At 73.3% G+C, this 18,724-nt stretch carries 16 protein-coding genes and 1 tRNA gene; 7 read left to right on the top strand and 10 right to left on the bottom strand.

Annotated elements, in window-relative coordinates; genetic code table 11:
- Nucleotides 1–107: 107 nt before the first annotated feature.
- A complete protein-coding gene (gene eno, locus GFJ45_RS04030) occupies nt 108–1,388 on the bottom strand; it encodes a phosphopyruvate hydratase (RefSeq protein ID WP_153394402.1) in 1,281 nt (426 codons plus the stop codon).
- Between the two features lie 295 nt (nt 1,389–1,683).
- On the opposite strand from eno, the gene GFJ45_RS04025 reads away from it, so the two are divergent.
- Both GFJ45_RS04025 and GFJ45_RS16660 read left to right on the top strand, forming a co-directional pair.
- A complete protein-coding gene (locus GFJ45_RS04025; RefSeq protein ID WP_153394400.1) occupies nt 1,684–2,712 on the top strand; it encodes a hypothetical protein in 1,029 nt (342 codons plus the stop codon).
- Between the two features lie 23 nt (nt 2,713–2,735).
- Nucleotides 2,736–3,548, top strand: a complete 813-nt coding sequence (locus GFJ45_RS16660) for a class F sortase (protein ID WP_228386452.1) — start codon at nt 2,736–2,738, stop codon at nt 3,546–3,548.
- Between the two features lie 6 nt (nt 3,549–3,554).
- Here GFJ45_RS16660 and GFJ45_RS04015 read toward each other — a convergent pair whose 3' ends face one another.
- From GFJ45_RS04015 to mfd, 3 genes are read right to left on the bottom strand one after another with little or no spacing between them, the layout of a single operon-like run.
- Nucleotides 3,555–4,610 carry a MazG family protein gene (locus GFJ45_RS04015; RefSeq protein ID WP_228386450.1) on the bottom strand — a complete coding sequence of 352 codons (1,056 nt, stop codon included), beginning with the start codon at nt 4,608–4,610 and terminating at the stop codon, nt 3,555–3,557.
- Nucleotides 4,559–5,116, bottom strand: a complete 558-nt coding sequence (locus GFJ45_RS04010) for a SurA N-terminal domain-containing protein (RefSeq protein ID WP_153394396.1) — start codon at nt 5,114–5,116, stop codon at nt 4,559–4,561. Before GFJ45_RS04010 ends, GFJ45_RS04015 begins: the two co-directional genes overlap by 52 nt.
- Nucleotides 5,117–5,142: 26 nt before the next feature.
- Nucleotides 5,143–8,721, bottom strand: a complete 3,579-nt coding sequence (gene mfd, locus GFJ45_RS04005; protein ID WP_407670376.1) for a transcription-repair coupling factor — start codon at nt 8,719–8,721, stop codon at nt 5,143–5,145.
- A 139-nt stretch (nt 8,722–8,860) separates the two neighbouring features.
- On the opposite strand from mfd, the gene GFJ45_RS04000 reads away from it, so the two are divergent.
- Both GFJ45_RS04000 and GFJ45_RS03995 read left to right on the top strand, forming a co-directional pair.
- Complete coding sequence (locus GFJ45_RS04000; protein ID WP_194288506.1) at nt 8,861–10,903, top strand: TPM domain-containing protein; 2,043 nt, start codon at nt 8,861–8,863, stop codon at nt 10,901–10,903.
- Nucleotides 10,904–10,988: 85 nt separating this feature from the next.
- Nucleotides 10,989–11,705 (top strand): PspA/IM30 family protein, encoded by a 717-nt coding sequence (locus GFJ45_RS03995; RefSeq protein WP_153394392.1) that lies wholly within the window; start codon nt 10,989–10,991, stop codon nt 11,703–11,705.
- Nucleotides 11,706–11,790: 85 nt separating this feature from the next.
- Here the strand turns inward: GFJ45_RS03995 and pth are convergent, their stop codons facing one another.
- The 4 genes from pth to glmU form a co-directional block, all read right to left on the bottom strand.
- Nucleotides 11,791–12,381: an aminoacyl-tRNA hydrolase gene (gene pth / locus GFJ45_RS03990; RefSeq protein ID WP_153394389.1), complete on the bottom strand. Its 591-nt coding sequence runs from the start codon at nt 12,379–12,381 to the stop codon at nt 11,791–11,793.
- 61 nt (nt 12,382–12,442) lie between these two features.
- A complete protein-coding gene (locus GFJ45_RS03985; RefSeq protein ID WP_153394386.1) occupies nt 12,443–13,141 on the bottom strand; it encodes a 50S ribosomal protein L25/general stress protein Ctc in 699 nt (232 codons plus the stop codon).
- Nucleotides 13,142–13,363: 222 nt separating this feature from the next.
- Nucleotides 13,364–14,347: a ribose-phosphate diphosphokinase gene (locus tag GFJ45_RS03980; RefSeq protein ID WP_153394384.1), complete on the bottom strand. Its 984-nt coding sequence runs from the start codon at nt 14,345–14,347 to the stop codon at nt 13,364–13,366.
- Entirely contained in the window at nt 14,344–15,822 is a 1,479-nt protein-coding gene (gene glmU / locus GFJ45_RS03975) for a bifunctional UDP-N-acetylglucosamine diphosphorylase/glucosamine-1-phosphate N-acetyltransferase GlmU (RefSeq protein ID WP_153394382.1), read from the bottom strand. The genes GFJ45_RS03980 and glmU overlap by 4 nt, the downstream gene beginning before the upstream one ends.
- A 187-nt stretch (nt 15,823–16,009) precedes the next feature.
- Here glmU and GFJ45_RS03970 point away from each other — a divergent pair, with 187 nt between their 5' ends.
- Together GFJ45_RS03970 and GFJ45_RS03965 are read left to right on the top strand one after the other, a co-directional pair.
- Nucleotides 16,010–16,342, top strand: coding sequence for a PadR family transcriptional regulator (locus tag GFJ45_RS03970; RefSeq protein ID WP_153394380.1), 333 nt, complete (start codon nt 16,010–16,012; stop codon nt 16,340–16,342).
- 39 nt (nt 16,343–16,381) lie between these two features.
- Entirely contained in the window at nt 16,382–17,386 is a 1,005-nt protein-coding gene (locus tag GFJ45_RS03965) for a permease prefix domain 1-containing protein (RefSeq protein ID WP_153394378.1), read from the top strand.
- Here the strand turns inward: GFJ45_RS03965 and GFJ45_RS03960 are convergent.
- A tRNA-Gln gene (locus GFJ45_RS03960) sits at nt 17,375–17,453 on the bottom strand. The two genes, GFJ45_RS03965 and GFJ45_RS03960, sit on opposite strands and share 12 nt — an antisense overlap.
- Nucleotides 17,454–17,535: 82 nt before the next feature.
- Between GFJ45_RS03960 and GFJ45_RS03955 the strand changes: the two genes are divergently transcribed.
- The gene (locus GFJ45_RS03955) at nt 17,536–18,192 is read left to right on the top strand and encodes a TetR/AcrR family transcriptional regulator (RefSeq protein WP_228386454.1); all 657 of its coding nucleotides are present in this window, start codon (nt 17,536–17,538) and stop codon (nt 18,190–18,192) included.
- A 9-nt stretch (nt 18,193–18,201) separates the two neighbouring features.
- On the opposite strand, the gene GFJ45_RS03950 is transcribed toward GFJ45_RS03955, so the two are convergent.
- Nucleotides 18,202–18,711 carry a MarR family winged helix-turn-helix transcriptional regulator gene (locus tag GFJ45_RS03950; RefSeq protein ID WP_153394374.1) on the bottom strand — a complete coding sequence of 170 codons (510 nt, stop codon included), beginning with the start codon at nt 18,709–18,711 and terminating at the stop codon, nt 18,202–18,204.
- Between the last annotated feature and the right edge of the window lie 13 nt (nt 18,712–18,724).

The raw sequence follows: 18,724 nt of genomic DNA, 5'->3' as shown, positions 1-18,724 counted from the left end.
CCCGCCGGGGGGCGGGGGCGGCGGTTGCGCCCGGCACCCGGGGCGCGCCCGGGTCCGCGGGTGCCGCTCACCAGCTCCTCCTCCGTGTCGGCGTGGGTCGTCGTGGCTCAGGCGCGGGAGCGGGGGAAGGCGTCGACGCCGGCGTAGCGGCCGGCCCCGCCCAGCTCCTCCTCGATCCGCAGCAGCTGGTTGTACTTGGCGACCCGTTCCGACCGCGCGGGTGCACCGCTCTTGATCTGGCCGCAGTTGGTGGCGACGGCCAGGTCGGCGATGGTCACGTCCTCGGTCTCCCCGGACCGGTGGCTCATCATGCAGCGGAACCCGTGGCTGTGCGCGAGCGCGACCGCGTCGAAGGTCTCGGTGAGTGAGCCGATCTGGTTCACCTTCACCAGCAGCGCGTTGCCGGCGCCCTCCTCGATGCCGCGGCGCAGCCGCTGCGGGTTGGTGACGAACAGGTCGTCACCGACCAGCTGCACCCGGTCTCCCAGCCGGGAGGTGATCTCCCGCCACCCTGCCCAGTCGTCCTCGTCCAGCGGGTCCTCGATGGACACCAGCGGGTAGGCCTCGACCAGTCCGGCGTAGTAGTCGGTCAGCTGGGCGGCGGTGCGTCGCTCACCCTCGAAGAGGTACTCCCCGCCCTCGTGGAACTCGCTGGCCGCCACGTCGAGCGCCAGCGCGATGTCGGCGCCCGGCCGGTAGCCGGCCTTCTCGATCGCCTCGACGATGAGGTCCAGCGCCGCGCGGTTGGACTCCAGGTCGGGCGCGAAGCCGCCCTCGTCGCCCAAGCCGGTGGCCAGCCCGCGGTCCTTCAGCACCGCCTTCAGGGAGTGGTACACCTCCGCGCCCCAGCGCAGCGCCTCCCGGAAGCTCTCCGCGCCGACCGGAGCGACCATGAACTCCTGCACGTCCACGTTGGAGTCGGCGTGGGAGCCGCCGTTGAGGATGTTCATCATCGGCACCGGCAGCACGTGCGCGTTGGGCCCACCGAGGTAGCGGAACAGCGGCAGGTCGGCTGAGTCGGCGGCGGCCTTGGCCACCGCCAGCGACACGCCGAGGATGGCGTTGGCGCCGATCTTCGCCTTGTTGTCGGTGCCGTCGGCCGTCACCATCTCGGCGTCCACGAGCCGCTGCTCGCTGGCCTCGAAGCCGGACAGCCGGGGCTCCAGGTCCTCCATCACGGCGCGCACCGCCTGCTCGACCCCCTTGCCGAGGTAGCGGCTCTGGTCGCCGTCGCGCCGCTCGACGGCCTCGAACTGGCCGGTCGACGCCCCGGACGGCACGGCCGCCCGCCCCACGGTGCCGTCCTCGAGGGCGACCTCGACCTCCACGGTGGGGTTGCCACGGGAGTCGAGGATCTCGCGAGCGATGATCGCGTCGATAGTGGCCACGGGTGTGCTCCTTGGGCTGGCGAACGGCAGTCACGTGCACACCCGAGCCTAGTGGCTGGACCTCCCTCTGCCTTCGAGCGACGCGGCCGCTCCCGTGCCCTGACCCCATCTCCCAGACTCGGCCCCCTCGACGGCGGCGGACCCGACCGGAACGGAGGCGGGAGGGCGGTTGGACCTGAACTAGTTCAAGTTTTTCTCAACGAACCTTCCTAATTTGGTAAAGATTCGCTAAGTTTCGGTCAAGACAAGGCAAAGGCGCCTGTCAGCTGCTCACTCTTCTCGGGAGGAAACTGCCATGCCGACACACCCCCAGCCCGCTCGGCTCCGCTCACGGCGGGTCCGGTCCATCACGGCCACGGCTACGGCGGTGCTGCTCACCGCCTCCGTCGGCGCTGCCACGGCCTTCTCCCAAGGGGTCGATCCCCGGGAGAACCACCCGCGCCACTGGGTGGAGGTGCTTGGGAGCGAGTCACACGGCTACATCGACGTCGCCTGCACCAAGGAGGAGGGCTTCGGGCCGGAGGAGCACGGCTACTTCCTGCCGGGAGGCGCTGACTGGGTGGCCTTGATCATCAAGTCCGCTGCCGGGGATGAGGCGAGCGCGCTCTTCACAGATCCGGTGGAGCAGGTCAGGTACGAGCATCCGTCTGGCAAGAGCATCGGCCACATCATCTGGTGCACCGGCACGGCGCCGTCCAGCGACGACCAGCCCGACGAGAACGACGGCACCCCCAACCAGCCCGACGACAATGACGCCACCCCCGACGAGAACGACGGCACCCCCAACCAGCCCGACGACAATGACGCCACCCCCGACGAGAACGACGGCACCCCCAACCAGCCCGACGACAATGACGCCACCCCCGACGAGAACGACGGCACCCCCAACCAGCCCGACGACAATGACGCCACCCCCGACGAGAACGACGGCACCCCCAACCAGCCCGACGACAATGACGCCACCCCCGACGAGAACGACGGCACCCCCAACCAGCCCGACGACAATGACGCCACCCCCGACGAGAACGACGGCACTCCCAACGACAACGACGGCACCCCCAACGACAACGACGGCACCCCCAACGACAACGACGGCACCCCCAACCAGCCCGACGACAACAACCCCACCCCCAACCAGCCCGACGACAACAACCCCACCCCCAACCAGCCCGACGACAACGACGGCACCCCCAACCAGCCTGGGCCTCGGGATGGCAAGACCGATGACGACGACCCGCTGGGCCCAGTGGTCGAGACCGACGTGCCTCCCCTGGGTGAGTCGGTGCTCGACGCCGGGGGCTGGCTGCTGAGCCGTCTGGGCTGATGTTCCTCCGCAGGGCATTGTCCGTGCTCTCGGCCCTGACACCGCTTCTGCTGGTCCTCGCGTGCACCGTCGGGGACCAGCAGGAGGCGGGGCCGCAAGCAGCGCCGCCCACCTCCCGCCTCCCCGCGCTGCACACGTCGCCCGCGCCGGCCACCGCCGCCGATGAGGCGGCACGAAGCGCGTGGTCACTGGTCGGCCCGAAGAGCGCTGCGACAGCTGCCGCGACGCGCACCAGTCCACCCACCACCGGACCGGCGCTGCGCACGGCCACCCGGGCCCGGAGCGCGCAGCAATCACCGACCCGGTCACCCACCCCCAGCAACGCGCGGAGCACGACGGCACCGGCTTCCCACCTGGGTCGATCCGGCGCGCCCGCGGCGACTTCTCCCGGTGACAGCGTTGCCTGGGTGAGCCTGACGTCCGCCAGCATCCATCACCCGGTGATCCCTCAAGGGCTCTCGGCTGGTGGCACCGTCAGTCCGCCCCAGGGCCAGGTCATCTGGTTCACCGGGTACCGCCGCGTCGAGCCAGGACACCTCGGCACCGCGGTCATCGCCGGCCACGTCTCCTACCGGGGAGTTCCGGACGTCTTTGCTGACCTTCACCGAGTCCAGCCCGGCGATCTGGTCCGGGTGGGCTATCGCGACGGCACCGTCATGAAGCTCCCGGTCAAGCGAACCGAGATCGTCGACAAGGGCGAACTGCAGTACTCAGCGACCGTCTGGGGAGAGAACGGGAGCACCCGCCGCGTGGTCCTCATCACCTGTGACGACACCTACGGGTACCGCCCCGACGGACACCGGGCCGCCAACTATGTCGTCGTCGCCGAAAGCTGACCCCGGTCAGGACCCGGCGTCGTCCTCCCCCTCGGGCTCGGTGGCGTCCGCCGGGACGGCTGCCTCCAGCTGGCGCAGGTAGCGGCGCAGGTCAGCGGCCGCGTCGCTGCCCGCCTCGCGGGCCCGGACGACCTCGGCCATCAGCTGGGCGCCGCGGTCGTCCCCGGCGGCGGCGACCTGCCCGCGCAGCCAGTCCCCGAGCCCGGCGCGCTCCAGCCGGGAGGTGACCTTGGCGGCGCGGGACAGCTCGGGCAGGGCGGCCGGCACGCCCTCCAGCGGGTGCGTCCGGGAGGGCTTCTCCTGCGCCTTGATGCGCTCCCAGCCGGCCTCCACGGCTGCGGCGTCGGAGGCGTCGGCGTCGCCGAACACGTGCGGGTGGCGCCGCACCAGCTTCTCCACCAGGCGGGCCGCGACCTCGTCCACGCCGAACGGCTCCTCCTCGTGCTCCTCCGCCAGCCGGGCGTGGAAGAGCACCTGCAGGAGCACGTCGCCGAGCTCCTCGGCCATGTGCTGACGGTCACCGGACTCCAGCGCCTCGACCGCCTCGTGCGCCTCCTCCAGCAGGTAGGGCACCAACGAGCCGTGGCTCTGCGCCGCGTCCCAGGGACAGCCGCCGGGCGAGCGCAGCCGGTCCATGACCGCCACCGCGTCCAGCAGCCGGGCCCCGGGGGTGTCCCAGGACCCGATGAGGACCTCCACCTCGGGTGCCTGGCCGCTCCTGGCCACCTCGGCGGCGAGGGCGTCCGTGAGCCCCGGGTCACCGTCCGGCGAGCCGACCCAGACGACGGTGCCGTGCCGGGCGCGGTCCAGCAGCTCGCGCGCGAGCGCGGCCGGGTGCTCGGCCTCGGCGACCGCCACCGCCAGCCCCTCCTCGGCGAGCGCGGCCGGCTGCGGGTCCTCCGGGCGCCGGGCGAGCACGACCGCGGCCTCCTCCAGCGCCCGCCAGGCACTGCGGGCCAGCAGCCCCGGCGCCAGCCGGGGGCTGGTCAGCAGCAGGACGAGTCGCTCGCTCAGCGCTGGTCCTCGCCGGAGGCCTGCTCCTCCTCGACGGGGGTGATCCACTCCGGCGGGTCGGCGCTCACGGTGGCCGACTCCGGGTCCCAGCTGCCGTACCGCGGGTTGAGCTGGACGTCGAGCTCGGCCAGCGCCTCGGCCGGGACCTCCTCGCCCAGCTGCGGGAGGGTGTTCTGGATGTTGAGCCCGCGCAGGAAGTCCACAGCGAGCGGGTGCGGGTCGGACAGGCCGGCCTCGACCATCGCGTTGCGGTACTCGTCGTCGGTGAAGTCCACGCCCGCCTGGTCGCCCACCTCGTCCAGCACCGGCAGCTGCACCAGCACCTCGAGCACCTGCGCCGGGGTCACCGGCTGCTGGGCGATCTGGTTGAACTGGCGGGTGGCCTCGTGCAGGCCGGACTCGCTGATCTCCTGCCCCTCGACGGTCGCGGCGGTGCCGGCGTCCATGGCGCAGCCGGAGAGCAGCAGCAGGCCGGCGGTCACCACGGCGACCACCCGGCGCACGGGAGGCAGCGCGCGGCCGCGGGCACGCGTCATACGGGTCGAGTCGGTCACGGCGTCCATGATGACATCCCCTGCGGTCAGCGCTGCGCCGCGGTCCCCGCGGTAGCGGCCTGGTCCAGCAGCACCGCCCGGAGCAGCGTGGCGGCCCACTCCAGCACCGCCTCGTCGCGCAGCGGCTTGCCCCCGACCCGGGCGGTCTTGGGTGCGGGCACGAGCAGGGTGCGCGTGGCCGGCTTGAGGATGACGCCTGGGTAGAGCCGGTTGAGCCGCAGCTGCTGGCTCTCCCGGAGCTGCCCGACCGGGGCGAACCGGATCATCGCGCCCTGCATGCCGATGTCGCTGACGCCGGCGGCCCGCGCGACGGTCCGCAGCCGGGCGACCTCCAGCAGCACCTGCACCGGACGCGGCGGCGTGCCGTAGCGGTCGACCAGCTCGGCCTTGATCTCCTCCAGCTCGGGCTCGTCCTTGACCTGGGCCAGCTTGCTGTAGGCCTCCAGCCGCAGCCGCTCCGAGGGCACGTAGTCGTGCGGCAGGTGGGCGTCGACCGGCAGCTCGATCTTCACCTCGGCCGGCGTCTCGTCCTTCTCGCCCTTGAACTCGCTGACCGCCTCGCCGACCAGTCGCACGTAGAGGTCGAAGCCGACGCCCTCGATGTGGCCGGACTGCTCGCCGCCGAGCAGGTTGCCGGCGCCGCGGATCTCCAGGTCCTTCATCGCCACCGCCATGCCGGACCCGAGGTCGGTCTGCGAGGCGATGGTCTGCAGCCGGTCCACCGCGGTCTCGGTCAGCGGCCGCTCCGGCGGGTAGAGGAAGTAGGCGTAGGCACGGTCCCGGCCGCGCCCGACCCGCCCGCGCAGCTGGTGCAGCTGGGAGAGGCCCATCTGGTCGGCGCGCTCGACGATGAGGGTGTTGGCGTTGGAGATGTCCAGCCCGGTCTCCACGATGGTGGTGCACACCAGGACGTCGGAGCGCCGCTCCCAGAAGTCCACCACGACCTGCTCCAGCTTCCGCTCCCCCATCTGGCCGTGCGCGGTGACGACCCGCGCCTCGGGCACCAGGTCGCGCAGCCGGCTGGCCGCCTTCTCGATGGTGGTCACCTTGTTGTGCACGTAGAACACCTGGCCCTCGCGCAGCAGCTCCCGGCGGACCGCGGCGGCGATCTGCTTGTCGTCGTAGGCGCCCACGTAGGTGAGCACCGGGTGCCGCTCCTCCGGGGGTGTGGCCAGGGTGGACATCTCCCGGATGCCGGTGACCGCCATCTCCAGCGTCCGCGGGATCGGCGTGGCCGACATCGCCAGCACGTCGACGTTGGTCCGCAGCGCCTTGAGCTGCTCCTTGTGCTCGACGCCGAAGCGCTGCTCCTCGTCCACGACCACGAGCCCGAGGTTCTTGAACCGCACGGCCGACGACAGCAGCCGGTGGGTGCCGATGACCAGGTCGACCGAGCCGTCGGCCAGCCCGTCGATGGTGGCCTTGGCCTCGGCGTCACTCTGGAACCGGGACAGCGCCCGCACCGTCACCGGGAACTGCGCGTACCGCTCGGAGAAGGTCTGGAAGTGCTGCTGCACCAGCAGCGTCGTCGGCACCAGCACGGCGACCTGGGCGCCGTCCTGGATCGCCTTGAACGCCGCCCGCACCGCGATCTCGGTCTTGCCGTACCCGACGTCCCCGCACAGCAGCCGGTCCATGGGCACGGTGCGCTCCATGTCGGCCTTGACCTCCTCGATGGTGGTCAGCTGGTCCGGTGTCTCCACGAACGCGAACGCGTCCTCCAGCTCCCGCTGCCAGGGGGTGTCCGGCCCGAACGCCCGGCCCTGGCTGGCCATCCGGGCGCTGTAGAGGCGGATCAGCTCCCCGGCGATCTGCCGGACGTGGCGGCGGGCCCGGGACTTGGTCTTCTGCCAGTCCGAGCCCCCCAGCCGGTTCAGCGTGGGCGCCTCCCCGCCGACGTAGCGGGTGACCTGGTCCAGCTGGTCCGTGGGCACGAACAGCCGGTCGGCCGGCTGGCCGCGTTTGGACGCGGCGTACTCGAGCACCAGGTACTCGCGGGTGGCGCCCTGCACGGTGCGCTGGGCCATCTCCACGAACCGGCCCACGCCGTGCTGCTCGTGCACGACGTGGTCCCCGGGGCGCAGCTGCAGCGGGTCCACCTGCTTGCGCCGCCGCGAAGGCATGGTGCGCATGTCCTTGGTGGAGGCCGCGGCCTGGGTGCCGGTCAGGTCGCTCTCCCCGACCAGCACCAGCGCCGCGTCCGGCGCGACGAAGCCGCGGCCCACCGAGCCGGTGGTCACGTGCACCACGCCCGGCTCGGTGGACTGCAGCGGCACCTCCACCCGGTGCGGCACCTCGTGCTCGCTGAGCACCTCGGCGACGCGCCGGGCCAGCCCGGCCCCCTCGAGCGCGACGACGACGTGCTGGTCCTCGCTCACCCAGCGCCGCAGGTCGGCGACGACCGCGTCGGTGTCGCCGCGGTAGGCCGGGGCGTCCTGGGCCGCGACGGTGCGCTGCACGGGCCCGCCGCCGCTACCGGTCTCCTCGGCCAGCTCGGCGTCACCGGCGAACGGGGTCAGCGTCCACCAGCCCCGGTCGGTCTGCAGCGCGTGGGCGCGGACGTCGGCCAGGGACCAGTAGGCGCCGGCGCCCAGCACCTCCTGGAGGTCCACCGGCACGGCGTTGCCCGCGGCGGCGTTGGCCCAGCTGGCCTGGAGGAACTCCTCGCTGGTGGCCAGCAGGTCGTGGGCGCGGGTGCGGACCCGCTCCGGGTCCAGGACGACCACGCGGCTGCGGTCGGGCAGCACGTCCAGCAGCGGCTCCATGCCGTCGACCAGCACCGGCGCCAGTGACTCCATGCCCTCGACGGCGATGCCGTCGGCGACCTTGGCCAGCAGGTCGGCCACGCCGGGGAGGCGGTCGGTCAGCGTGGCGGCCCGCTGCCGCACCGCGTCGGTGAGCAGCACCTCCCGGCACGGCGGCGCCCAGAGCCCGTGGTCGGCGACCTCGAGGGAGCGCTGGTCAGCGACCCGGAACCACCGGATCTCCTCGACCGTGTCGCCCCAGAACTCCACCCGCAGCGGGTGCTCCTCGGTGGGCGGGAACACGTCGATGATCCCGCCGCGGACCGCGAACTCTCCGCGCCGCTCGACCATGTCCACCCGCGCGTAGGCGGCACCCGCGAGCGCCTCCACGACCTCCTCGGGGTCACGCTCGTCACCGGCGTGCAGCTGCACCGGGACCAGCTCGCCCAGCCCCTGGACCAGCGGCTGCAGCACCGCCCGCACCGAGGCGACGACCACCCGCAGCGGCCCGGAGGCCTCGTCGGCGGCGTCGGGATGGGCCAGCCGGCGCAGCACGGCCAGCCGGCGGCCGACAGTGTCGCTGCGGGGGCTGAGCCGCTCGTGCGGCAGCGTCTCCCAGCTCGGGAAGGTGGCGACCTGCTCACCCGGCAGGTAGCAGCCCAGCGCGGCGGTCAGGTCGTCGGCCTCCCGCCCGGTGGCGGTGACCGCCAGCAGCGTCCGCTCCGCCGCCATCGCGCCCAGCAGCGCCGGCCGGGCCCCCGCGGGGATCGCCACGTCGGTCTCGTCGGTCTCGAGCGCGCCGAGGAGCCCGGCCACCTGCGGGTCGGTGGCGAGCAGGTCGCGGACGGGGTGCAGGCTCACGGGTCCTCCAGGGTCTGGGCACGCACGAACGCCCCCGACCGGCACGCGGGAGGGGGTGGCAGCCAGTCTAGTTGTCCGGTGGCACGCCGGAGCCTGCCGCTGGTTGCGTCGACCGCCCTTCCCGACAAGGATCGAGGACGTGCGACGTCAGGCGGGACCACCAGGGACGGCCCCGCTGTGGCGGGGGCTGCTCGCAGCTGTGCTCACCGGCCTGCTGCTGTGCGTCCCCGGCGCGGCCGCCCTCGCCGAGCCCCCGCTCGACCTGCCCGACCAGGTCTATGACCCGGCCGGCGCGCTCGAGGGCGGCGACGAGGAGGTGCAGGCGGCGCTGGAGCGGGCCCAGCAGGAGGCCGGCGTGCAGCTGTTCGTCGCCTTCGTCGACAGCTTCGACGGCCGCTCCGGGGCCGAGTGGGCCCAGCAGACCTACGACGCCTCCGGCATGGGCGGTGACGACGTGCTGCTCGCGGTCGCCGTGCAGGACCGCCGCTACGGCTCCGCCGCGCACGAGTCCGGACCGGTCGGCCCCGGCCAGGTCGCCGCCGTCGAGCAGGAGTACGTCCAGCCGGCGCTGGGCCAGGAGGACTGGGTCGGGGCCGTCGCGGCCGCCGCGGACGGCTACACCGAGGTCGTCGCCGACGGCGGGGGGCAGGCCCGGTCCGGCGGCGGCGCGGTCGCGCCCTCGGCTCCCTCGGTCGGCCTCGGCTGGCTGCTGCTGGTGCCGCTGCTGGCGGTCGGCGCCTCGGCGCTGGTGTCGATGCGTGGCAACAAGTCCGCCCGGCGTCACCCGCACGCCGGCCAGCAGGTGCCGGCCGAGCCGGAGGAGCGTCGCGGGCTGTCCACCCCCGAGCTGCAACGGCAGGCCGCCGCCGCGCTGGTCTCCCTGGACGACGAGCTGCGCTCGGCGCAGGAGGAGCTCGACTTCGCCGAGGCCCAGTTCGGCCGGGAGCGCACCGAGCCGTTCCGGCAGGCCATCGAGGGCGCCCGCGAGCAGGCCCGGCAGGCGTTCGCGATCCGGCAGGAGCTGGACGACGACGTGGCCGAGCCGGAACCGGTCGCCCGCACCATGCTGGGGCAGCTGCTGACCCTGGCCGCCTCGGCGCAGGAGACGATCGAGCGGCACGCCGAGCAGTTCGCCACGCTGCGCTCGGTGCGGGAGCGGGTGCCGCAGGTGCTGGAGGACCTGGCCGGCCGCTCCGGGGAGGTCGGCCAGCGGCTACCCGCAGCCCGGCAGACCCTGGAGGGGCTGGCCGCTCGGCACCCCGAGGCGGCCCTGGGCACGGTGCGCACCCACCTGGAGCAGGCCGACGACCTGGTGGAGAGCGCCCAGCAGTTCGTGGTGGCCGGCCGGGCGGCGCTGGAGCGGGGCGACCGGGAGTCGGCTGTCGAGGCCGCCCGCGCGGCCGAGGAGTCGCTCGGGCAGGCGGTGCGGCTGCTGGCGGCCATCGAGCGCGCCGGGGAGGACCTGGACAACGCCCGCGAGTCGCTGGCCCGCGCCATCGGCGCGCTGCAGGCCGACATCCAGGACGCCGAGCGGCTGGCGCCGGCCGACCCGTCGGTGCGCGCGGCGGTCCAGCACGCGCGCGAGGTGATCGCGCAGGCCCAGCAGCGGCGCGAGGGTGACCCACTGGCCCAGCTGGCCCGCCTCGACGAGGCCGAGTACGACCTGGACGCGCTGCTGGAGCCGGCCCGGGACGCGGCGGAGCACCGGGCCAAGCAGCAGCGCGACTTCCAGGCCCGGGTGGACCGGGTCGGCGCCCGGCTGCGCAGCATCGACGAGACGATCGGCACCCGCCGCGGTGCCGTCGCCGCCGGCGCCCGCACCCGCATCTCCGAGGCGCTGCGGCTCTACGACCAGGCGCAGCAGGTGGCCGCCGACGACCCCGCCCGGGCCGCGGGGCTGCTCAACCGCGCCGAGCAGCTCGGCGAGCGGGCGCTGGTGGAGGCCGATCGCGACCTGGACCGGTTCTCCGGTCCGGGCGGGAGCGGCTACGGCGGGGTCCGCGGGGGGCGGCATCACAGCCACGACGTGCTCGGAGCCCTGGTCCTCGGCGGCATCCTGAGCGGCGGGGGCCGGCGCCACCACGGCGGCTGGGGCACCGGCGGCGGGTTCGGCGGCAGCTTCGGCAGCGGCGGCGGCTTCGGGGGAGGAGGGGGCAGCTTCGGCAGCGGCGGGCGCTTCTGACCCCACCGGCGCCCTGCCCGGCAGCGGACCACCACACCAGCACACCGGCCGTCGCCGACGGCCGCAGGAGAAAGGACCAACCCGGATGACCCAGAAGCAGACCATCCTCGGACGCATCAGCCAGCTGGGGCGTGCCAACATCAACGCCATGCTCGACCGGGCCGAGGACCCGGAGAAGATGCTCGACCAGCTGGTCCGCGACTACACCAACTCGATCGCCGAGGCCGAGGAGGCGGTCGCGCAGACCATCGCCAACGTGCGGATGGCCGAGTCCGACCTGCGCACCGACGAGGCGGCCGCCCGCGAGTGGGGCGACAAGGCGGCTGCGGCCTCCCGCAAGGCCGACGAGCGGCGCGCCGCCGGCGACACCGCCGGCGCGGACAAGTTCGACCACCTGGCCAAGGTCGCGATCGGCCGCCAGATCGGGTACGAGCGCAACGTCGAGGCGGCCCGTCCGGCCATCGAGCAGCAGAACGCCACCGTGGACCAGCTCAAGACCGGCCTGACGCAGATGAAGACCAAGCTCGCCGACCTGAAGAGCAGGCGGGACACCCTGGTCGCGCGGGCCCGCTCCGTGGCGGCGCAGGACCGGGTGCAGTCGGCGCTGGGCCACCTGGACGTGATGGACCCGACCAGCGAGCTGGGCCGGTTCGAGGACAAGATCCGCCGGGAGGAGGCGCTCGTGCAGGGCCGGGCCGAGGCCCAGTCCACGTCGCTGGAGGACGCCTTCGACGAGCTGGAGGAGGCTGACACCGACGCGGAGGTGGCGGCGCGGCTGGCCAGCCTGAAGAACCAGTCCTGAGACCGGCTACCGCTGAGCCGATGGTGTGACAGACCGTGCGCCGGAGCGCACGGTTTGTCACACCGTCAGCGGTGTCACCGTCGGCTCAGCGGGAGTGGAACCGCTGCTGGGCGGCAGGGAGCCCGAGGTGGACCAGCTCCTCCACGGCGTCTGCGCCGTCACCGGCCAGCAGCTCCACCTCGTCCCGGTCCCGTGCCGGGAAGTCGGTCAGCACGAAGTCGGCCGGGTCCTGCCGCCCCGGGGGCCGCCCGATGCCCAGCCGCACCCGTAGGTAGTCCCGGCCGCCGAGGGACTGGCTGATCGAGCGCAGCCCGTTGTGGCCGCCCTCGCCGCCGTCCCGCTTGACCCGGACCGCCCCGAAGTCGATGTCGAGCTCGTCGTGCAGCACGACGACCTGCTCGCGGGGCACCTTGTAGAAGCTCGCCAGCTCCGCGACCGGCCCGCCGGAGACGTTCATGTAGGTCATCGGCCGGGCCAGCACCGCCCGGGGGCCGGGCAGCCCGCCGGGCGCGGTGCCGAGCCGGACCTCGGCGACCCAGGCCCGGCTCTTGTGCTGCTTCAGCGTGGCGGAGCAGCGCCGGGCGAGCTCGGCGAGGGCCATGGCGCCGACGTTGTGCCGGTTGCCCTCGTACCGCGGGCCGGGGTTGCCCAGCCCGACGACCAGCCACGGCTCCACGGCCGACCTCCTCGTGCGGTGCGCGGCCCGGGGCGACGCCCGGCGGATGGACGCAGCGGGCTCAGCCCTCCTGGGTCTCCTCGGCCGGCTCGCCCTCGGCGGTCTCCGTCTCGGCGGCCTCGGCGGCCCCGCCGTCGGCGGCCTCCTCGGTCTCCGGCTCCTCCTGCTCGATGCCGGCCTCGGCCTCGGCCTCGGCGAGCTCGGCCTCGAGGGCCTCCTCGGAGATCGCCTGGGTAACGTTGACGACCAGCAGCTCCGCGTCGGAGGCCAGGGTCACGCCCTGCGGCAGCGTCACCTCGCCGGCGTGGATCTGGGTGCCGGCCTCCAGGCCCTCGACCGAGACGGTCAGCTGCTCGGGGATCTGGGTGAAGTCGGCCTCGACGGTCAGCTCGTTGTGGTCCACCGTGACGACGGTCTCGGGGGCGGCCTCGCCCTCGACGTGGACCGGCACGTCGACGGTGACCTTCTCGCCCTTGCGCACGATGACCAGGTCGACGTGCTCGATGAAGCGGCGGATGGTCTCCCGCTGCACGTCCTTGGCCAGCGCCAGGTGCTCCTGGCCGTCGACGACGATGTTGAGCACGGCGTTGGCGTGCTTGAGCGCCATCATCGTGTCGTGGCCGGGCAGGGACAGGTGCACCGGGTCGGTGCCGTGGCCGTAGAGGACGGCGGGCACCTTGTCCGTGCGGCGCAGCCGGCGGGCCGCGCCCTTGCCGAACTCGGTGCGCTTCTCGGCGTTGATGGTGATGGCGTCGGACATCTCGAGGCCTTTCGGTCACGGGGACGGATCGGTGGGTGCGGCGGCCTCGACGTGGGACGCGGCGCGAGGTGGACGCAGCGACGACCCAGCGGATCGGCACGCCGCGTCGATGGCGGACGCCGGGTGCAAGGCGGGTGACCGCCTCGTGCCGCGTCCCTCGCCGAGGCAACAGTCGGCCAGTCTAGCGGGCAGCCCCCGCCGCTACCCAATCGGTGCGCGCTCTCAGGCCCGACCGTCGAACATGCTGGTCACCGACCCGTCCTCGAAGACCTGCCGGATCGCCTGGCTGACGAGGGGGGCGATCGACAGCTCGGTGATCTTGGGCAGGTCCCGGGCGGCCTGGCTGAGTGGCAGCGTGTTGGTCACCACCACCTCGCGCGCCGCGGAGGCCTCCAGCCGCTCGACCGCCGGGCCGGAGAAGATCGCGTGCGTCGCGGCGATGACGACGCTGCTGGCGCCGTCGGCCATCAGCGCGTCGGCGGCCTGGCAGATGGTCCCGCCGGAGTCGATCATGTCGTCGACCAGGACGCAGGTGCGCCCGGTCACCTCGCCGACGACGCGGTTGGCCACGCTCTGGTTCGGCCGGTGGATGTCGCGGGTCTTGTGGATGAAGGCCAGCGGCGCACCGCCGAGCCGGTGCGACCACTGCTCGGCGACCTTGATCCGGCCGGCGTCCGGGGAGACCACGGCCAGGTCCTCGTGGCCGTACTTGTCGCGCACGTGGTCGGACAGGATCGGCAGCGCCATCAGGTGGTCGACCGGGCCGTCGAAGTAGCCCTGGATCTGCGCGGTGTGCAGGTCGACCGCCATCAGCCGGTCGGCGCCGGCGGTCTTGAACAGGTCGGCCACCAGCCGGGCCGAGATCGGCTCGCGGCCACGGTGCTTCTTGTCCTGGCGCGCGTACCCGTAGAACGGCAGCACCACGGTGATCCGCTTGGCGGAGGCCCGCTTGAGGGCGTCCACCATGATCAGGTGCTCCATGATCCACTCGTTGATCGGCGCGGTGTGGCTCTGGAGGACGAACGCGTCACAGCCGCGCACCGACTCGTCGAACCGGACGTAGATCTCGGAGTTGGCGAACTCGTAGTTCTGGCTGGGGACCAGCTCGGTCCCGAGCTCGGCGACCACCTCCTCGGCGAGGGCGGGATGGGCCCGGCCGGAGAAGACCATCAGGTTCTTGTGGGTGGTGCGCTGGATGCCGGTCACGCCTGCTCCTCCTGGTCGCCGCGCCCGAGCGCCTCCTCGGCGGCCCGCGCCTGCGGGGTGCCGGCGCGCCGGGCCTGCGCCCAGCCCTCGATGTTGCGCTGCCGGGCCACGGTGATGGCCATCGCCCCTGGCGGCACATCGGTGCGGATGACCGTGCCCGCGCCGCTGCCGGCGCCGTCGCCGATGGTGACCGGGGCGACATACATGGTGTCGCTGCCCATCCGGCAGTGCCGGCCCACGGTGGTGTGGTGCTTGGCGACCCCGTCGTAGTTGACGAAGACGCTGGAGGCGCCGATGTTGCTGCCCTCGCCGATGGTGGCGTCTCCGACGTAGGACAGGTGCGGGACCTTGGCGCCGGGGCCGATGTCGGCGTTCTTGGTCTCCACGAAGGTGCCGATCTTGCCGCCCTCGCCGAGCCGGGTGCCCGGCCGCAGGTAGGCGAACGGGCCCACCGTCGCCCCCGCGGCGACGACCGCGTCCTCGCCGTGGGTCCGCACCACCTGGGCGCCGTCGCCGACCTGGACGCTGGTCAGCGTCGTGTCCGGCCCGATGACCACGTCGGCACCCACGCTGCAGGCTCCCAGCAGCTGGGTCTGCGGACGGATGACGGTGTCGCGCCCGAGGGTGACGTCGGCGTCGATCCAGGTGGTCGCCGGGTCGATGACCGTGACGCCCTCCCGCATCCAGTACTCGACGGTGCGGCGGTTGAGCTCGGCGCCCATCCGGGCCAGCTGCACCCGGTCGTTGACGCCCTCCGTCTGCCACAGGTCCGCCACGACGTGGGCGCGGACGGAGCCGCCGGCCTCGCGGGCCAGCCCGAGCACGTCGGTGAGGTACTTCTCGCCCTGGGCGTTGTCGGTGGAGACCCGAGCCAGGCAGTCGCGCAGCACCGCGGCGTCGAAGGCGTAGATCCCGGAGTTGATCTCGGTGATGTCCAGCGCGTGCGCCAGCGGGCCGCCGGCCTCGCGCGCAGCGAGAGCGTCCTTGTGCTCGATGATGCCGGCCACCTCACCGGCCTCGTCGCGCAGGATGCGCCCGTACCCGCCGGGGTCGGCCAGCTCGGCCGTCACCACGGTGACGGCGTTGCCGGCCTCCTCGTGGGCGCGGGTCAGCGCCTGCAGCGTCGCGGCAGACAGCAGCGGCACGTCGCCGTAGGTGACCAGGATGGTGCCGGACAGGTCCGGCGGCAGCACGGCCAGCCCGCACTCGACGGCCCGGCCGGTGCCCTTGGTCTCGTCCTGGTCGGCAAGCAGGGCCCGCGGGTCGCACTCGGCGACGTGGGCCGCTACCCGCTCGCGCTCGTGCCGGACCACCACGGCCAGGTGCTCGGGGCGGCAGCCGCGCGCGGCGCGCAGCGCGTGACCCAGCAGCGACCGGCCGCCGATCGGGTGCAGGACCTTGGGGGTGGCCGACTTCATGCGGGTGCCCTCGCCGGCGGCGAGGACGACCACGGCGGCCGGATGGTGCGTGCTCACGCCGACTGGTGTCCTTCGGTCTCGACAGCCCGGTCACGACGGGCACCGCTCGGGTGCCGGTGTCGGGCCGATGCTACCCCGCGCCCTCCTCCGTCCCCCGCTCGCGTCCGGGGTGCGGCTTGCTGGCGGGGGTCCAACAACGTTGTGTGATTGACGATACTGTGTGTGACACAGTAACGTGCCGCTCATGAGCACACCGGACGAGGAGATCCTGGCGGGGCACCTGCAGGAGCTGCGCCGCGGCACCGTCGTCCTGGCGTGCCTCGCCACGCTCCAGGAGCCCGGCTACGGCTATGCGCTCCTGGAGACGCTCGGCCGGGCGGGCCTCAGCGTGGAGGCGAACACGCTGTACCCGTTGCTGCGGCGGCTGGAGAGGCAGGGCCTCCTGGACGCCGAGTGGAACACCGAGGAGTCCCGGCCGCGCAAGTTCTACCGGACCAGCGCTCAGGGCGGCGTCGTGCTCGACGCGCTCCTGCGCGACTGGGAGAGCCTGCACTCCGCCGTCCGCCGCCTCGGCTGACCACCCACCACCAACCGAACCGACACCTCGGGGGCCACCATGACCACCTCCCTGACTGACCGCTACGTCGCGGCGACCGCGCGTCACGTCGATGAGGCCCAGCGTGCCGAGCTCGAGCGCGAGCTGCGGGCCACCATCCAGGACATGGTCGACGGCCGGCTGGACGCCGGTGCGCCCGACCGCGCCACGGCCGAGCGGGAGGTGCTCGTCGAGCTCGGTGACCCGCTGCGGCTGGCGGCGAGCTACTCCGGCCGGCCGCTGCACCTGCTCGGACCGGCGGTGTACCCGGCCTGGCGCCGGCTGGTGACCCTGCTGCTCGCCACCATCGTGCCGCTGGCGGCCGCCGTGACGATGACGGCCCGGGCGCTGCTCGGGGACGACCAGACGATCGGCACGGTGGTCGCCGGTGGGATCACCACCGCCCTGATGGCCGCGGGCCAGGTGGTCTTCTGGGTCACCCTGGTCTTCGTCGTCATCGAGCGCACCGGCGCGGCCGGCACCCTGCCGGACTGGGACCCCGACCAGCTCCCTGAGCCGCAGGGCACCCGGGCGGTCACCATGACCGACACCGCCGCCACCATCATCGTCGTGGTCGTGGGGGTGCTCGCGGTGGTCTGGCAGCAGTTCGACTCGCCGGTGAGGCGCGGGGGCGAGCAGGTCCCCGTCCTCGACCCGAGCCTGTGGTCCTCGTGGATCCCGTGGATCCTCGGGGTCTGGCTGGCCACCGCGGTGTTCGGCGTGGTGCTCCATCGGACCGGGCGGTGGACGTGGCGGCTGGCCGCGGGCAACGCCCTCCTCGAGGCGGCGTTCGCGGTGCCGGTCGTCGTGCTGCTGCTCAGCCACCGCCTCCTCAACGACGAGTTCGTGGCCGCCCTCGTCGACGGTGGCTGGCAGGACGCCGAGCAGCACCTGGCGCTGACGGTCGCCGCGACCGTCGTGGTGGTCACCGTCTGGGGCGCTGTGGACGGGCTGGTCAAGGCCCGGCGGCACCAGGCGGAGCAGCCTGCCGCGGCTGCTGACCTGCGAGGCCGGCTCCCCGGGTAGGAATCGAACCTACGTCTCTCATCCTGATTCAAAGTCAGGCGGCCCCTACCAACAGAGCAACCGGGGACGGTGCCCGCGGCTGCGGGCTGGTCCCAGCCTAACGAGGCCGACCGGCCGGCCCGACCCACTGCGGTGGGTGGGTTGGCATGATGGGGCCCGTGACCTCCCCCAACCCCAAGCTCCAGCCCGCCGCTGCCCGGCACCGGATGACCGGTCCGCAGCGGCGCGAGCAACTGATCCAGGTGGGGCGCGCGCTCTTCGCCGAGCGCGGCTTCGAGGGCACCACGGTGGAGGAGATCGCCACCTCCGCCGAGGTCTCCAAGCCGGTGATCTACGAGCACTTCGGAGGCAAGGAGGGCCTCTACGCCGTCGTCGTCGACCGCGAGATCCAGGCGCTGCTCAGCGCCATCACCGAGGCACTGACCGAGCACGGCCACTCCCGCGAGCTGCTGGAGCGGGCGGCGATGGCGCTGCTGGACTACATCGAGAACTCCACCGACGGCTTCCGCATCCTGGTGCGCGACTCGCCGCCGGGCCAGTCCACCGGCTCGTTCGCCAGCCTCATCAGCGACGTCGCCACCCAGGTGGAGCACATCCTGGCCGCCGAGTTCCGGCGGCGGAAGCTGGACCACGAGATGGCCCCCCTCTACGCCCAGATGCTGGTCGGCATGGTCGCCATCCCGGGCGGCTGGTGGCTGGACTCCCGCCGGATCAAGAAGGAGGACGTGGCCGCCCACCTGGTCAACCTGGCATGGAACGGCCTCGCCGGGCTGGAGCCCAAGCCGCGGCTGCGCGGCCGCCGCTGACCGGGCCGGTCAGCTCCCCAACTCGTCGAACGGCGTCAGCAGCCGGCGCAGCAGGTCCCCCAGCGCCTCCTGCTCCTCGGACGTGAGCCCGGCCAGCAGTGCCTGCTCCCCCGCCAGCAGGTCCGCCAGTGCGGCATCGACCACGGCCAGCCCCTCCCGGGTCAGCGTCACCACCACGCCCCGCCGGTCGGTCGGAGAGGGACTGCGCTCGACGAATCCCTGCACCGCGAGCCGGTCGATCCGGTTGGTCATCGTGCCGCTGGTCACCAGCGTCTCCCGCACCAGCTGGCCCGGGGTCATCCGGTAGGGGGCACCGGATCGGCGCAGCGCCGACAGCACGTCGAACTCCCAGCTCTCCAGCCGGTGCTCGGCGAACGCGCGACGGCGGGCCAGGTCCAGGTGCCGCGCCAGCCGGGAGACCCGCGAGAGCACGTGCAGCGGGCTGCTGTCCAGGTCGGGTCGCTCCCGTTGCCAGGCGGCGACGATACGGTCGACCTCGTCGGGGCCCGCGCTGCACATGCCTCCAGCCTAG

This window comes from Ornithinicoccus halotolerans (genome assembly GCF_009602535.1).
In the GTDB taxonomy this organism is placed as follows: Bacteria; Actinomycetota; Actinomycetes; order Actinomycetales; family Dermatophilaceae; genus Ornithinicoccus; species Ornithinicoccus halotolerans.
This window is presented reverse-complemented; position numbering and strand designations above follow the sequence as displayed.